We start from the raw sequence: 16,442 nt of genomic DNA, 5'->3' as shown, positions 1-16,442 counted from the left end.
TTAATGCCATTTACGTCCACAAAAATTAAAAATGGATGCCGCTTTCACAACAGATGAACGAAACCAACTAAATAATTAGTAAAGATAAAAACTTAAGCACCTAGAAATCAATTATTTTCCTGTTTTTCTTCTTTTCGGCATTCACAGCCTTATTCTTCAATCTTTTTTGAACAACTGCTTTAGGGATTTTGGTTGCTTTTCTTTTCTTCTGAACCTGAAGCGATCGTTTTAACAATTCAATCAACTTGGCTACAGTTTTTTCTTTATTCAGTAACTGGCTCCGGTCTTCCTGAGAAACAATATGTAATAATCCCTCAGTATCCAGGCGGTGCGCCAACCTGGATTTTAGGAGCGCTTTTTCATCTTCGTCGAAATAAGCCGCAGTGTCGAGGTCGAAAATCAATTCTACCTTACTCGAAACTTTATTTACATTTTGCCCACCTTTGCCCCCACTTCTGGAAGTTTTAAAACTAACTGATCGTAAAATTTCTTCTCTTGTAGGCAACATGCCGCAAAAGTAAGAATTTGTAAACAGGAAAAAAACAGGTTATTCACCTTCTTTGGTTTCGCTAACCTTACTGCGTAAACCCACAATATCTTTATCCAACTGATAAATTCCTCCCCGATCACTACCCACTAACTGAAGTTTCTCTAACATCGTTTTCGCCATTTTTTCTTCTTCAAGCTGTTCATCTAAATACCATTGTAAAAATTTAAAGGTGAGATAATCTTTCTCATTCAATGAAAGTTCTACCAAATCGTTTATACTTTTCGACACCAGCAGCTCATTATCCAGAAAATCCTGAAATACCTCTATCACCTGCCCGAAAGAATTTTTGGGCATTTCAAGAGCAGTGATGATCGCATGTCCATCACGATCATTGATATAATGGATCAGTTTAAGCATGTGATGACGTTCTTCGTCACTCTGGCGGTAAAAAAACTCAGTATACCCCTCTAAACCCGGCTGCGTTTCTAGCCATGAGGCAATGCCCAGATAAACTTGTGATGATTCGGCTTCCAATTTAACCTGGTTATTCAGCGCCGTCAACATTTTTTCAGATAGTAACATAAACTTGTATTTATTTTATAGGTAAACACATTACAATAAATCAATGTTTTAGCATGAGCTTGTTTAGAATCTATCTTTATATTTTTAAAAAATTCAGCATTCTGTTTCTATTTTTTACCTTTGCGCTACGATGAAGAAAAACCTGGTAATAGCAATAGATGGCTATTCATCTTGCGGAAAAAGTACATTAGCAAAAGCATTGGCTAAAAAATTAGGTTTCATTTATGTAGATAGCGGAGCGATGTATCGTGCCGTTACGCTCTATTTCTTAAGAAATAACATCGATATTACTGATGATACTAAAGTTGTTGATGCACTACAACATATCGAATTAAATTTCCATTCCCGCGATTACGAATCCCATATCACGCTTAATGGTGAAGAAGTTTCTGACGAAATCCGTTTGATGCCGGTTTCTGAAAATGTAAGTGAGGTTTCTGCCCATAAAATCGTTCGTCATGAAATGGTGAAACAACAGCAACGCATGGGTAAATCGAAAAACATTGTGATGGATGGCCGTGATATCGGTACTACCGTTTTCCCTGATGCCCCAGTGAAATTCTTTATGACAGCCGATCCGAAAATCAGGGCCGAACGCAGATTTAAGGAACTGGAGAGCAAAGGCAATAACGAAACCACTTTGGAAGAGGTTTTTGAAAACCTGGCGCACCGCGACTACGCTGATACGACCAGAAAGGAAAGCCCATTGGTTCGGGCTGATGATGCCATTATTTTAGATAACACCGATCTTACCCAGGAAGAGCAACTGGCTTTTGCAATGGAAAAAGTAGAACCGTTTTTGGTTCATTAGAACATTTGTTCACTGGTCATTAGTTCATTAGTTCCAAGCTATGAGCTACAAGACTATCAACCATGAACTATCCGACTATTATCCATAGACTTCGGACTCCCGACTGAAGATTCCCGACTTCCCTCCGTTTCCTGAGATAGAAAAAATTTCATATTTTTAGCACTTAACCCAAATGTTACTATGAAATTAAAATCAATTTATCTGGCGGTATTATTTTTATCGCTTAGTATTCTGAATGCAAATGCTCAAAAAGGCTGGATCAATCTCTTTAATGGAAAAGATTTAAAAGATTGGAACATCAAAATTGCCAAACACGAATACAAAGAAAATTTTGCCAATACTTTCCGCGTAAAAAATGGTGTAATGAAAGTAAGTTATGATGGATACAATGAATTTGACAAACAATACGGGCATATTTTCTACAAAAAACCGTTTTCGGCCTATCTTTTAAAAGTTACTTATCGTTTTGTTGGCGATCAGGCTAAAGGCGGTGAAGGTTGGGCAACCAGAAATAGCGGTGCCATGTTACATTGCCAGGACCCGGCAACGATGTTAAAAGACCAGGATTTTCCGATTTCAATTGAGGCCCAAATTCTGGGTGGAGACGGTGAACATGAACGTCACACCAGTAACGTTTGCACACCGGGAACATTAATAAATTATAATGGAAAACTATTTACCGGACACTGTTTAGATTCTAAATCGAAAACTTATGCTGGCGACCAATGGGTAACTGCAGAATTTTTAGTGTTAGGTGATTCGGTTGTAAAACACATTATAGCAGGCGAAGTGGTTTTAGAATACACCAAACCTCAAATTGGGGGTGGTAGCGTTTCTAATTTCGACCCGAAAGTTAAAATAGACGGCAAAGCATTAACTTCAGGTTACATTTCTTTACAAAGTGAAAGCCATCCGATAGAATTTAAAACGGTGCAACTTTACGATTTGGAAGCGTACATGAAAGATAAAGCAAAACTGGATAAGGTATTGGCTAAAATATTAAAAGAGTAAACCATATTAATACTCAGTTGTTAAATGATGATGTAAAAACCTTACACCTAAATTTACACGATGCTCAACCGTCATTTATTTAAACCCGCTACCCTACTATTCTTTCTTTTACTTGCCAATATTACTTTTGGGCAAACTGCTTACCAAGTAAAAGACATTCCAGATCCCAAAAAAAATGGTGAAGGTTATGTAAGTGATCCTGACGATATTTTGGGAAGTAGTGCGGTTTCGGGTTTAAATAATACCATTGCCCGGTTTGAACGTGAAACCAATGTTCAGGTGGCAGTGGTGATTGTTAACGATTTCGATCACGATAAAGAAGATTTCGATTTTGCCTACGAGCTTTTTAATACCTGGGGAATCGGGCAAAAAAAGAGCAATAACGGATTGTTGTTGTTTATTGCGAAAGATCGCCGCAAATACCGCTTTATTACAGGCACAGGAACGGAAGGTGTATTACCAGATGTAAAGCTTAAACATATTGCCGAGCAGAACCTCTTGCCTGCTTTCAGACAAAATGATTTCAATACAGGAATTACCAATACCCTAAATGCCATTGGGGTAATTATTTTAAACCCTGAACATCAATCAGAACTCAACCAGTTTTTCACCCAACGCGAAAGCAACACTTCGCTCGAAAATTTCTGGCTCCCTACGGGAATTATCCTGCTGGCCTTTTTCGGGGTGTTCAAAATCGTAAACAGGCAGGCTAAAAATGGTCTAAATTTAAAAGGTTTTGACAAGAATAAAAATAGTTATGATACGACCATAGCAAAAGGCTGTGGCGTGGTTTTCTTTATTGTATTCGTTTCTATTTTCATCTTTGTTTTTACCGGTGCTTTTGACCTATTTAAAAAAATAAAATTAACGCACATTCCCTACATCCTTTTTGCTATACTGGCCATCGCGCTTTTCTTTCGGTACCTCTTCTATTTGTCGGCATTGAGAAAAGCACACCAGGACGATAAAAATTTCTTTGATGCCGTTGTGGCTTTCCACAAAAAGAACTGGTGGTTGATACTCTTCTCTCCTATCATTTTAATTGCAATGATACTCCACCTCATCAGGCGTGTTAAAACAATTGATCGTTTCAAACCAGTTTTGGATAGTAAAAACAAGCCGATGATCCGGGTTGATCGCGATATCAATACCGAAGGAAAACCATTTTTAACGGCAGGCCAGCGTAAGGAAGAAGTTGTTTTAGCATACGATTACGATATCTGGGAAAGTGCTGACCATCAAGAACATATTATTAAGGCATGGCCTGCAGAAGAATACAATAGTTATACCGAATGCCCTGAGTGCGCTTTTAGAACTTACAAACTGAATAAACGGGTAACCGTTAAACAGGCCACATACAGTCATGAAGGCCAGGCGAAGCTGATAAACGAATGTAGTTTTTGTAAAAAAACAGAATTTATAAAATGGATAACATTGGCCATGCTGGTCGAATCGAGTTCATCATCAAGTTCCTCTTCTTCCGGCAGCTCATCGTCTTCATCATCAGGCAGTAGCTGGGGTGGTGGCAGCAGCAGCGGTGGTGGTACCGGCGGAAGCTGGTAATTGATTCAAAAAATAAACTATGAAAAAGATTATCTTCATTACTGCAGTTTTTTTTGTCATTCTTGTCTGCTTTTGGATTAGCATCAGGTTTTTCGGAATTTTTAACACCTACAAGAATGTTTCCGCTGCAAACGAACCCAATGTTGCCGTTGATCAAATTGTGACGGCATCTAACTTAAAAGAAGCCAAAAGAGGTGATTTCGTAGTGGTAAAAACGAGTGGTGAGCGTTGCATATACCGACTTTGTGCCCTGGCCGGAGATAAAATTGAACTAAAAATGGGCGAAGTTTATTTAAACGGCAAGTTGATGGTCCAAAATTACGACACTAAGCATAGCTATAATTTCAGCAATAAAATATACAATGACTTAGTTAGTTCAGGTAAAATAAAGGCTGAAGAAACCATGTATGCCATTGGAGACGAAATTCATATGGAGCTTATTGATGCTCAGGCTAAAAAAGCTGGTATTTATCAGTACAAAGAAGTAAAAACGCCTGCATACCGTGATGAGCAAATCGAGCAGCAATGGTCAAGGAAGTGGAATGTAGATAATTTTGGTCCTGCCCTGGTTCCAAAAGACAGCTTTTTTGTGCTCGGAGATAACAGAAACAACGCCCGAGACTCCAGATATATTGGTTTTGTCAAAAAAAGTGATCTGCAAGGTGTAGTTTTATAACCATATCGTTTTTACTTTTTTCAATCTTATCCCCTCCTATTAAATTATTTTCTAATTTTGAAACACTTAGCACGGTGTTTGCTTATAGCGTGTGCAATTACCTATTAAAACTGTTTCGCAGAATCCAATACTTATGACCAGAATTTTTTTCCTCCTCATCGCTCTTTCTATTTTTGCTAACCGATTAAATGCGCAGGAATTGTATCGCGTTAAGGCCGACAAATTGCGCGTAAGGGAAAGCAGCGATCAAAAAAGTAAGGTTATTGGAAATATTGCCCAAAATGAAAACATTACGGTTTTAGATGCCAGCAATGCCAAGTTCTACAAAGTAAAGTTTAAAAACCGTGAAGGCTGGGTAAGCAAAGATTTCATCGAAAAAATTGCTCCGGCAGCCAAACCAGTAACTCCTCAGGCAAATACCGCACCGCCCGCAGCTACTACTCAAACGGCAACCAGCACTGACATGTACCGCTCGACTGCAGATGATTTGAGGGTTAGGGAAAAAGCTGATCCGAAAAGTAAGATTATCGGATACCTGCCCAAAGACGAAAATGTTGCTGTTATTGATTCTTCAAACACAAGTTTCTACAAAATCAAGGTTACCAATGGCGAAGGATGGGTGAGTAAAGAATTTTTGGTGAGAATCTCTCCGGTGAAAACCACAGCCGAAAAAACAAGCATTGCCGCATCGGTACCCCAAGAAAACAAAGATTATACGAATATTATCTTTTTTGTTGTTGTGGCCTTAATCCTGATCACCATATTGTACTTTTCGATTAAATATGCCAGCGGCAATAAATTTTTAATCGGTTTTTCAGTAATTGTAATCCTGGTAACCGGTTATTTCTGCTACATTACTTTTATACAGGCAAAAGTGGTAACAGGTACTTTTGCAAGCAATGAAGATATACAATACAAAACTTTCAACTTTAAATCGAAAGATTCGGTAACCGTTACCGATGCCTATACTGATTCTATTTTCACTTCTAAATATGTGATCGAAGGTGACATGATCAAACTTTACGATCAGCAGAACACGATTATGTTATTAATCAGGGATGATGAAACATTAATTGGCGAAGGTTTTACCAGAGGGACGTTTACCAAGAAATAAATCCAGGATCATCAAACGTTCTACCGATGCTTCCTCCCGTTGGGACGAATCATAAACCAAAGCAACCAATTTTTAAATACGGTTCGTCCCATCGGGACGGTTTATGGGTAGCAAATAACATTTTGTTATTTGTGTAACGTTCTGTAGGAACGTTTGGTGGGAAGTTGTGCACAATTCTTTGTTTTTAAACCTGATAGAGCGGAATAGCCCGGAGCGTAGCGAGGACTATAAACGATAGCAGGGCTGCTGTTTTCCGATGAAATGCAGGGCGCTCATTTTCAAATATTTAACAAACAAAACCTACAATATTTCTGAATTTAGCCTGATAGATGCTGAAATAAATTCAGCATGACGCAAAAGCTGATTCTTAATCCGCTAAAAATCAGCAACATTTATTAAAAAAATCTTTTCTATTAATTAAAAAATTTTTACCTTTGCAGTCCCTAAATAGGGAAAAAAGGAGATAATTAATTAATGGCTAAAAAACAAGTAGCAGAAAAAGAATTAGCAGCTAAAACAGCTGAACTTCAGGGAGAAGGCGGACGCCTGACTGAAAAAGAAACGATTGAATCAGAAGCTGATTCAGTTTCGATCGAATCGATCAAATCATCATTGGCTACACCATCGGAAGATTTCGATTGGGATGCAGATGAAAAAGTTTTCGGTAATTACAATGACGCAGACCGTAAAAAGTTTGAAGATATGTATGCCGGAACATTCAATCAGATCACTAAAGGTGAAATCATTAGCGGTATCGTTGTTTCAATTAACAACAAAGACGTAGTATTAAACGTTGGTTTTAAATCAGACGGTTTAGTTTCTACTTCAGAATTCCGTGATACACCAGATCTAAAAATCGGCGATTCAGTTGACGTTTTCGTTGAAGCACCAGAAGATGCTAACGGTCAATTGATCCTTTCTCGCAAAAGAGCTAAAACCCAAAGATCATGGGAAGCAATTAACGAGGCACTTGAAAATGATAGAATCATCAATGGTTTCGTTAAGAGCCGTACTAAAGGTGGTTTAATTGTTGATATCATGGGCGTTGAAGCTTTCTTACCAGGATCTCAAATTGATATTAAACCTATCCGCGATTACGATGTATACGTGGGTAAAACAATGGAATTTAAAGTTGTTAAAATTAACCATGAGTTTAAAAACGTAGTTGTTTCTCATAAAGTGTTAATTGAAGACGATTTAGAAAGCCAAAAAGTAGAGATCGTTTCTAAATTAGAAAAAGGTCAGGTACTAGAAGGTACTGTTAAAAACATTACTGATTTCGGTGTGTTCATCGATTTAGGTGGTGTTGATGGTTTACTTCACATTACTGATATTTCTTGGGGCCGCATAGAGCATCCAAAAGAAGTATTATCATTAGATGAAAAAATCAACGTGGTTGTTTTAGATTTCGATGATGAGAAAAAACGTATCGCTTTAGGCTTAAAACAATTAACTCCACACCCTTGGGAGAACTTAAGCACCGACATTCAGGTTGGTTCTAAAGTAAAAGGAAAAATCGTAACTGTTGCAGATTACGGTGCTTTCTTAGAAATTATCCCAGGTGTTGAAGGTTTAATCCACGTTTCTGAGATGAGCTGGTCACAAAACTTAAGAAATCCACAAGAATTCTTAAAAGTTGGTGACGAGATCGAAGCTGAAGTTTTAACTTTAGACAGAGACGAGCGCAAAATGAGCTTAGGTATTAAACAATTATCTAACGATCCATGGCAAGAAGTTGCTGCTAAATTCCCAGTTGGAAGCAAGCACAAAGCAACTGTTAAAAACATGACTAACTTCGGTGTTTTTGTTGAAATCGAAGAAGGTATTGATGGTTTAATCCACATCTCTGATTTATCTTGGTCTAAAAAAGTAAACCACCCTAACGAATTCACTAAAGTTGGTGATGTATTAGACGTAGTTGTTTTAGAACTTGATGTTGATAACCGTAAATTAAGCTTAGGTCACAAACAATTAGAAGAAAACCCTTGGGATACTTTCGAAACGATCTTCACTTTAGATTCGGTTCACCAGGGTACTGTTGTTAAAGTAACTGATAAAGGTGCTGTTATTGCTTTACCATATGGTGTAGAAGGTTTCGTACCAACTAAACACATGGTTAAAGAAGATGGTACTTCAGTTAAAGCTGAAGAAACCAATGACTTCAAAATCATTGAATTCAACAAAGAAGCAAAACGCATTGTAGTATCTCACGCCCGTATCTGGGAAGAGGTTAAAGCTGAAGCTGTTGCTGAAGAAAGAGCAACTAAGAAAAAAGAAGCTAAAGCTGCTGTAACTGCGGTTAAAAAAGTTAAAGATTCTGTAGAGAAATCTACTTTAGGAGATTTAGACGTATTGGCTCAATTGAAATCGCAATTAGAAGGCGAAGAAAGCAAAGCTAAAAAAGGCTAGTTCTTTTTAACTGATCATATTAATCCCGATAGCGAAAGTTATCGGGATTTTTTTTGTGAGTTTTTTTACCGCAGAGAACATGGCTTTATTCATTACCTCGATTGATCGTCATTTCGAGCGGAGTGCAACGAAGTCGGGAAATCTAATTAGCAGATCTCTCCATTTCGCTGCGCTTCAGTCGAGATGACGATTTGCCTGTTAATTAACACCTCAAGCTAAGTTTTATGTAACATAAGTAGTTCGTTCCACCAAACCTTTTCCTTTCATATAGCTATAATTATTACTTTTGAAGCGGAAAATCACCCTATTATGAAGAAATTTATCTTTTTGTTTCTAACCTTAATTACTTTTAAGCTTTCTGCACAGGAAGTGAATATAATTCCCCAACCTGTAGAACTAAGGCCCGGAGCTTTTCCGTCAGATAAATTCAAACTTAAAAATAGTACCACGATCAGAATATTGGATTCTACAGCGGTAAACGCTGCTATTTTTCTTAAAAATTATATTGCCAATCATTATAATCTTAACTTAGAGATAAGCAATAATCTAGTGGAAACTAAGGGAAATGTCATTAATCTCGTTATTTCAGATCAATTGTATAAAAACCCTGATAAATACTTTGTATCTGTATTGTCTTCCACAATTAATGCAGGTGCTTCTTCACCACAGGGTTTGTTTTATGCAGTTCAAACCATTGTACAGTTATTACCAACAAATGCTGATAAAGAAATCAGTATTCCTTCAGTAGATATTATAGATTACCCCCGCTTCGATTATCGTGGTATGCACCTCGATGTGAGCCGCCATTTTTTTGATGTGGCTTTTGTAAAACAGTACATCGATTATTTAGCACTTCATAAAATGAATTATTTCCACTGGCATTTAACTGATGACCATGGCTGGCGAATTGAGATCAAAAAATATCCTAAGCTTACGGAAATTGGGGCCTGGCGTAACGGAAGCATCATTGGCTTATGGCCTGGACAAGGAAACGAGCATATAAAATATCAGGTATTGCCGGCAGACGTAAAAATTACACCAAAAGATGCCGTTATTAAAACCGATGGTACTCGTCACGGCGGTTACTACACCCAGGAACAAATTAAAGATGTGGTTGATTATGCTGCTAAACGTTACATCACCATCATCCCGGAAATAGAAATGCCAGCACACAGCATGGCTTTATTAGCGGCTTACCCCGAGTTAGGAACGACGCCGGACAAAAAATACCAGGTTGCCGAAACCTGGGGAATGATGAATAAATACAACAATGTACTTCAGGCTTCTGATACCACTTTCAAATTTCTGGAGAATGTACTAAGTGAGGTAATGGCCTTGTTTCCGTCGCAATACATTCACATTGGTGGCGATGAAGCTTCTAAAGTGTGGTGGAAACAATCTGCTGTTTCGCAGCAGATCATGAAAGACAATGGTTTAAAAAATGAAAGTGAACTACAAAGCTATTTCATCCGCAGGATGGAGAAATTTGTAAACAGCAGAGGCAAAACCATTATCGGCTGGAACGAAATTTTACAGGGCGGTTTGGCACCAAATGCAGTGGTGATGAGCTGGCAGGGAGAAAAAGGCGGCATTGAAGCGGCTAAACAAAACCACATGGCCATTATGACACCTGAAGACAAGATGTATTTCAATCATGGTCAATTTGTAAAAGAAGACAGTTTAACCGCAAACAAATTTTCGCCTTTAATTGATGTGTACAATTATGAACCCATACCGGCAGAATTAAATGCCGAACAGGTAAAATACATTTGGGGCGCACAGGGCTGTTTGTGGAGTGAATACATTACCAATCCGGCAAAAGTGCAATATTTGCTTTTTCCAAGGTTAGATGCCTTAAGCGAAATTTTATGGAGTCCGAAAGAAAAACGGAATTATCCGGATTTTCAAAAAAGGCTAAAAACGCAGTTTAAACGTTACGATTTAATGGGAATTACCTACTCCAAAAGGTATTTAGAAAATTAATTTCCGATTGCTGTAATTTTCCCATGCTGTTGCTTACTAACTGCTTAAATCAATTAAAATAGCAATGGAAAACAACAATTCAAAATTAGGTATCGCTGCATTTTTAAGCATTGTAGCCAATACAACGGGCGTTCAAGGTTATACCAAATATTTCTTATTAACGGTGGCCCTGATCTCTTTAGTCATTGGAATTTATCAATACCAGAAGATATTTAAAGCGAATCAATTATCGAAAGGCAGATAAGCTATAACATATGGTTGAAAAATCTTATCTCGACAAACTGGAAGCACATAAAGGCATTATCTATAAAATGGTAAACCTTTATGCCGATGATGAAGAGGACCGCAAAGATTTGTATCAGGAAATTGTTTTTCAAAGCTGGAGTGCTTATGGCAGGTTTAAGGGTGATGCTAAATTTTCTACCTGGCTTTACAAGCTTAGTTTAAATGTATCGCTTTCATTTCTGAGCAAACAGAAAAAGCATAGCCAGGTTAAAGAACGGGGGCAATTTGATCATTACTTCGAGCCGCCCGAATTATCAGAACGGGCCGATTGGCTGTATCGCTGTATCAAACAATTAACCGAAATCGACCGAAGCATCATCATGCTCCATCTTGATGGTTTCGATAATACCGAAATAAGCGAAATGACTGGAATATCACGAAACAACGCCAATGTGAAGTTACATCGGATTAAACAACAATTAAGTACACTGCTAACCCGTAAATAAAATGAATTTAGAACAAGAATGGCAAAATTTGAGTGGAGAATTTAACTCAGGGGTAAACAAAATAGATATCTCGAATATCACTATTGATGAAAAATCGCACAGTCTTCTGCAAGATTTACTATTTAAGCTAAAATGGAAATTAAGGTGGATCAGAATTATCGATTTACCCATTTTGGCTATGGCCTTTTTGATAAAAGGAGATTTAAAGTTCCTCCTGCTTTTTGTATTTATTACTTATGAAATTTCGAGGGCTTTAGGAGTTAACAGCTTCAGGAAAATAAAAACCGGTATAGATTACAACGCCAACACTAAACAAGTACTTACTGACAATTTGAAGGCTATTAAAAGAATTTTAAGAGGTGAAACCATTTATGGATATATTTTCTTGCCGCTTGCGGGACCAACTGGCTGGCTAGCATATCAGCTATATGTACATCAAACTTTTGAAAAAGTATTCAGTTTACCCCATTTTTTTATTCAAATGGTATTACTTATCCTCATTAGCATACCGTTTATTTACATCGCAAAAAAAATGAACGATAGCATATTTGCTAAACCCTTAAAAGAACTTAACGAAAAAATAAATGATTTAATGGATTAACTGATTTGCTACCTGCATTTGATATGCGCCCGGCGTAATCCCAACGATCTTTTTAAATGCCCTGATAAAGTAATTGGCATCACTAAAACCAAGCTCGTAACTGATTGACGCTACCTTAGCACCAGGTTGAGCCAGTAAAAGTTTGGCTTTATTAATCTTTTCGGTTAAAATAAAATCATTTGGGCTGATGCCGAGCTCGCGTTTAAACAACCGGTAAAATGTGGCTTTGCTCATGCAGGCCTTATCGCTCAGGCTATTGATACTGATTTTTTCGTTTAGGTTGGTTTTAATATAGTTCAATACAAAAGCCAGTGGGTTTTGGTTTAGGTTATAACCATCATCGCTAATGGTTTTAAGATTTTGGGTCTGCATAATGCGGACCAACAGTTCTTTTAAGGTTAAATCAGCTAAAACATCTTTTTCTTTCGTCCGCTCCGAGCAAATCCTGATCACCTTATTAATCAGGTAGGCAATTTCTTCATTGTTATAAAAATGGTATTCATCATAATTTAGCAGCCATTTCTCATTACTCCCCTCTTTCGGAAAAAACTCGTTTAAATAAGCAATTGTTTTTTGAATCTGCTCCTGATCGATAGCCAGGGCAATACATTGGGTTGGATTAAGGTTAGTCGCCTCCGGAAAATCAATTTCCATGGTAACGGCAGGCGGAACAATAACAGTTTGGCCAGGGAAATAATCAAAGCCTTTCTTATCAAATAAATGCATCACTTTTTTCCCCCTCAACATACTCGTAATTACGAAGTCGTTAAAAGTAAGCGGAACTCTATACGATTCGGTATAGGTTTCGAAAACATTTAATTCACATCGCTCTAAGGTATAAGAAGTTCTGTTCTCTACCAGAGTTTGCAACGTTTCCGAAGCACTGAGCTTTACCTGATCTAATGTATGCTGCATAAACCGAAATAATTTGGTTAGAAATATTTGCTATAAATCAAATATAATTATTTCATCTGTTTATACCTCACGTCCAAAACACCTATTACAGCTACACAAGCCTCAATCTTCGCTGGCTGGGTCTAAGATCGTTTAGCGTTTCAATATGGTTACATAAGCTGAAACAATAGTGCTATCAATTGATTCGATTATACTATCTGCTCCATCTGCTTTGCCATTAGGTTTGTATTAACCAAATCTTATAACCGCAAAAATCATGATGAGCAATCGCTTTAAAATCCTATACCTAAACCGCTCATGATGGTTTTTAAGCATTCAATAATCAATAATAATTATGGAAAATTTAATTGAGAAACCATCATTCAAACCGCAGTACGATAACTATATCGGGGGGAAATTTGTAGCACCTGTTAAAGGGGCTTACTTCGATAATATTTCACCGATTGATGGCAAAGTTTTTACCAAAGCAGCACACTCTACCAAAGAAGATTTAGAGTTAGCCGTTGATGCTGCCCACGAAGCATTTAAAACCTGGAGCAAAACCTCTTCTACCGAAAGAAGCATCATTTTAAACAAGATTGCACAACGGATGGAAGATAACCTCGAATATCTGGCAGCAGTTGAAACCATAGATAACGGAAAAGCGGTTAGAGAAACCTTAGCAGCAGATTTACCGCTGGGTGTAGACCACTTCAGGTACTTTGCAGGGGTCATCCGTGCAGAAGAAGGTTCATTATCAGAACTCGATCAGAATACCGTTTCTTTAATTGTACACGAACCAATTGGTGTAGTGGCCCAGATTATTCCCTGGAATTTTCCATTATTAATGGGCATCTGGAAACTGGCTCCTGCCCTGGCTGCCGGCAACTGCGTGGTTTTAAAACCAGCAGAAAGTACCCCAGTTTCGATTATGGTTTTAATGGAATTAATCGGCGATTTATTGCCCCCGGGCGTGGTAAATGTGGTAAACGGATTTGGTTCAGAACTTGGCCGTGCATTGGTTACGAATCCAAAAGTTTCGAAAGCTGCCTTTACGGGCTCTACCCCTACGGGCAGATTGGTCATGCAATATGCAACCGAAAATATAATACCCGTTACACTGGAACTTGGTGGAAAATCGCCTAACATTTTCTTCAGCTCGGTAATGGCCGAAGATGATGCCTTTTTAGATAAAGCGGTAGAAGGAGCGGTAATGTTTGCCTTAAACCAGGGCGAAATCTGTACCTGCCCATCTCGTTTATTGATCCAGGAAGATATTTACGAAAAATTTATTGCAAAGGTAATTGAGCGAACCAAAGCAATAAAAATAGGCAGTCCGCTGGATAGAACGGTGATGATGGGTGCCCAGGCCTCCAAAATCCAGTTCGAAAAAATTGCCGCTTACATTAAGTTAGGTAAAGAAGAAGGTGCTGAAGTTTTAACCGGGGGAGAAATTAATGAACTACCTGGCGAATTGGGTGGTGGCTATTACATTAAACCAACCATCTTTAAAGGTCACAACAAAATGAGGATTTTCCAGGAAGAAATTTTCGGTCCGGTATTGGCCGTTACAACCTTTAAAACAGTTGAAGAAGCCATTGAAATTGCAAACGACACTTTGTATGGTTTAGGTGCTGGTGTATGGACCCGCGATGCACATGAGCTTTACCAGGTGCCAAGAGCCATTCAGGCTGGCCGTGTTTGGGTTAACCAATACCACGCTTACCCTGCTGGTGCGCCTTTTGGTGGCTACAAACAATCGGGTGTGGGTAGAGAAAACCATAAAATGATGTTGGGACACTACCGCCAGACTAAAAACATGCTCATTTCTTACGATAAAAATAAATTAGGTTTCTTTTAACAGGAAATAAAGATTTACAAATCTAGTTCCGCTGATTTTGTCGATTACCGCAGGTCTTAAAGATCTGCGGTTTTCAAAAAAAAATCCATTTCAACCTAAAAAACAGATCATGATCAAGCGTATAGACAGTACAGAAAAAGCAAAAGAGCTGATTGCCGTACTTAAAGAAAAACACGGAGAACTGATGTTTTACCAGGCTGGTGGATGTTGCGAGGGTACACAGCCACAATGTTTCGAAAAAGGAGGCTATTACCTGCGGATGCGCGATGTTTGTTTGGGTGAAATAGAAGGCTGTGAGTTTTGGGTAGACCGGGATCTTTTCGAATACTGGAAATTCTCGCACTTTACTTTAGATGTGCTGGATGGATTTGGCGTGGGTGGTTTTTCTTTAGAAACCCCGCTTCAAAAAACATTTAAAATTCACTACAGACTGTTCTCCGGAGAAGAACTAAAAGACCTTGAGCCCGTTAAAACGGCAGAATAAATATTGTTAGTTGGTAAACACAGGTCAGTTTGGAGAAATCCGGCTGACCTTTTTTGATTACTGTTTCGTCATGCTGAATTTATTTCAGCATCTACCATGCTAAAAAACCCCTGACCACGAACCAGACATTAGGCTTTAAACGATCTGTCTTGTAGTTATTCACTAATCAAATCTGGCTAAAAATAACTTCCATTGAAGACTTACGTAATTTTGAAAATTAATGCAATCTTTGCATTAAAAATTAAACCATGCGTAAACTATTTGCCGTCCTTTCTACCATCATTACCTTATTTGCCATCAAAGAAACGGTATACGTATTTACTTCCACTGAGGCAGACATGGTTAAGCAAAAAGCGATCATGATTGTAATTGCCTTAAGTATCACTATTCCGTTAATTATTTTAACACTTTGGCTTTGGTCGCCGGGCAGAAAGAAAAATGATCAGCAACACTAAGCGATAAACTTACTTTTCAATTCGGGTGTTGGCACCCAACAACTTTCCTGCCTGCCCCACCATTGGTAACGGTTTTTGGCAATAATGTCGTAAAACCAATCACGGATAAATTTAGGAACCAGGAGAAATACATAAAGAAGCGGAATCAATCCATTAAGTTTTCCGGCTACCCGTAATGCGGCTGATGATTTGGTGTAAAGCCTCCCTTCTTGCAGTAACAAAATGGTATTTAACTGCTGAGGATCATCGTTAAATTTTGACAAAACTTCTTTGGCGTAATCGCCCTGTAATGCAGTAAATTTGAATTGGTCTTTTTTATCGTGTGCAATAACAAACTGAACCGATGCATTGCACAGATTACAAACGCCATCGAAAAAGATTATTGGTTGCTGGATCATATGCTATAAAAATAAAGCTTTTTAATAAGATAAATATCTGAGGAATGTCTAATAAAGATGAATTGATTAGCAGAACAATCCACATGCAAAAAATTGGATCTTTGATCAATACAGCGTTTTGGTTTTTGCCCTCAATAACTGCAAAAAAAAGGCCATCTAAACCGGATGGAAACGGCAGCTCGCGGTTGAAAACCGGGACTATAGTGTACAGCCGGACGCACATTAGAATAAAAAACAGTCTTTGCTTTTCAAATTTAAGCTGAAAATAGAAAGTCTGAATGAGCTAGAAGCGGAAAGACTAAAGCTTAAAGGCATAAATGATAACGCCAAAACTATGATCAAACAAATTGACCTTTGGTCTTTCTGCTTTGGTCTTTAA

At 38.1% G+C, this 16,442-nt stretch carries 17 protein-coding genes; 13 read left to right on the top strand and 4 right to left on the bottom strand.

Annotated features, from left to right (window positions below):
• Positions 1–100: 100 nt before the first annotated feature.
• The gene (arfB, locus tag AC07YT_RS15495) at positions 101–508 is read right to left on the bottom strand and encodes an alternative ribosome rescue aminoacyl-tRNA hydrolase ArfB (RefSeq protein ID WP_086547358.1); all 408 of its coding nucleotides are present in this window, start codon (positions 506–508) and stop codon (positions 101–103) included.
• Positions 509–547: 39 nt separating this feature from the next.
• Positions 548–1,072: a ferritin gene (locus AC07YT_RS15490; protein WP_086547359.1), complete on the bottom strand. Its 525-nt coding sequence runs from the start codon at positions 1,070–1,072 to the stop codon at positions 548–550.
• A gap of 130 nt (positions 1,073–1,202) precedes the next feature.
• Here AC07YT_RS15490 and cmk point away from each other — a divergent pair, with 130 nt between their 5' ends.
• The 10 genes from cmk (at position 1,203) to AC07YT_RS15440 (ending at position 11,971) form a co-directional block, all read left to right on the top strand.
• Positions 1,203–1,883: a (d)CMP kinase gene (gene cmk, locus AC07YT_RS15485; RefSeq protein WP_086547360.1), complete on the top strand. Its 681-nt coding sequence runs from the start codon at positions 1,203–1,205 to the stop codon at positions 1,881–1,883.
• 180 nt (positions 1,884–2,063) lie between these two features.
• Positions 2,064–2,894: a 3-keto-disaccharide hydrolase gene (locus AC07YT_RS15480; protein WP_086547361.1), complete on the top strand. Its 831-nt coding sequence runs from the start codon at positions 2,064–2,066 to the stop codon at positions 2,892–2,894.
• Positions 2,895–2,954: 60 nt separating this feature from the next.
• A complete protein-coding gene (locus tag AC07YT_RS15475; RefSeq protein WP_086547362.1) occupies positions 2,955–4,457 on the top strand; it encodes a TPM domain-containing protein in 1,503 nt (500 codons plus the stop codon).
• A gap of 19 nt (positions 4,458–4,476) precedes the next feature.
• Positions 4,477–5,133, top strand: coding sequence for a signal peptidase I (gene lepB / locus AC07YT_RS15470; RefSeq protein ID WP_086547363.1), 657 nt, complete (start codon positions 4,477–4,479; stop codon positions 5,131–5,133).
• 133 nt (positions 5,134–5,266) lie between these two features.
• Entirely contained in the window at positions 5,267–6,247 is a 981-nt protein-coding gene (locus AC07YT_RS15465) for an SH3 domain-containing protein (protein ID WP_086547364.1), read from the top strand.
• 474 nt (positions 6,248–6,721) lie between these two features.
• Positions 6,722–8,656, top strand: a complete 1,935-nt coding sequence (gene rpsA, locus AC07YT_RS15460) for a 30S ribosomal protein S1 (protein ID WP_057933658.1) — start codon at positions 6,722–6,724, stop codon at positions 8,654–8,656.
• A 309-nt stretch (positions 8,657–8,965) separates the two neighbouring features.
• On the top strand, positions 8,966–10,639 hold the full coding sequence (locus AC07YT_RS15455; RefSeq protein ID WP_086547365.1) for a beta-N-acetylhexosaminidase: 1,674 nt from the start codon (positions 8,966–8,968) through the stop codon (positions 10,637–10,639).
• 64 nt (positions 10,640–10,703) lie between these two features.
• Complete coding sequence (locus AC07YT_RS15450; protein WP_086547366.1) at positions 10,704–10,883, top strand: hypothetical protein; 180 nt, start codon at positions 10,704–10,706, stop codon at positions 10,881–10,883.
• A gap of 10 nt (positions 10,884–10,893) precedes the next feature.
• Positions 10,894–11,370 (top strand): RNA polymerase sigma factor, encoded by a 477-nt coding sequence (locus tag AC07YT_RS15445; RefSeq protein ID WP_086547367.1) that lies wholly within the window; start codon positions 10,894–10,896, stop codon positions 11,368–11,370.
• 1 nt (position 11,371) lies between these two features.
• Positions 11,372–11,971, top strand: coding sequence for a hypothetical protein (locus AC07YT_RS15440; protein ID WP_086547368.1), 600 nt, complete (start codon positions 11,372–11,374; stop codon positions 11,969–11,971).
• On the opposite strand, the gene AC07YT_RS15435 is transcribed toward AC07YT_RS15440, so the two are convergent.
• The gene (locus tag AC07YT_RS15435) at positions 11,960–12,886 is read right to left on the bottom strand and encodes an AraC family transcriptional regulator (RefSeq protein ID WP_086547369.1); all 927 of its coding nucleotides are present in this window, start codon (positions 12,884–12,886) and stop codon (positions 11,960–11,962) included. The two genes, AC07YT_RS15440 and AC07YT_RS15435, sit on opposite strands and share 12 nt — an antisense overlap.
• A 334-nt stretch (positions 12,887–13,220) precedes the next feature.
• On the opposite strand from AC07YT_RS15435, the gene AC07YT_RS15430 reads away from it, so the two are divergent.
• From AC07YT_RS15430 to AC07YT_RS15420, 3 genes are all read left to right on the top strand, one after another.
• Positions 13,221–14,726, top strand: a complete 1,506-nt coding sequence (locus tag AC07YT_RS15430) for an aldehyde dehydrogenase family protein (RefSeq protein WP_086547370.1) — start codon at positions 13,221–13,223, stop codon at positions 14,724–14,726.
• Positions 14,727–14,835: 109 nt separating this feature from the next.
• Positions 14,836–15,210 carry a DUF779 domain-containing protein gene (locus tag AC07YT_RS15425; RefSeq protein WP_086549385.1) on the top strand — a complete coding sequence of 125 codons (375 nt, stop codon included), beginning with the start codon at positions 14,836–14,838 and terminating at the stop codon, positions 15,208–15,210.
• A 248-nt stretch (positions 15,211–15,458) separates the two neighbouring features.
• Complete coding sequence (locus AC07YT_RS15420) at positions 15,459–15,665, top strand: hypothetical protein (RefSeq protein WP_086547371.1); 207 nt, start codon at positions 15,459–15,461, stop codon at positions 15,663–15,665.
• Here AC07YT_RS15420 and AC07YT_RS15415 read toward each other — a convergent pair.
• Entirely contained in the window at positions 15,662–16,063 is a 402-nt protein-coding gene (locus tag AC07YT_RS15415) for a thiol-disulfide oxidoreductase DCC family protein (RefSeq protein ID WP_086547372.1), read from the bottom strand. The two genes, AC07YT_RS15420 and AC07YT_RS15415, sit on opposite strands and share 4 nt — an antisense overlap.
• Positions 16,064–16,442 lie beyond the last annotated feature (379 nt).

The sequence above is a fragment of the Pedobacter sp. GW460-11-11-14-TSB4 genome (assembly GCF_059423705.1).
Note: the sequence above shows the minus strand (reverse complement) of the source record. Positions and strands in the feature narration are given on the sequence as shown.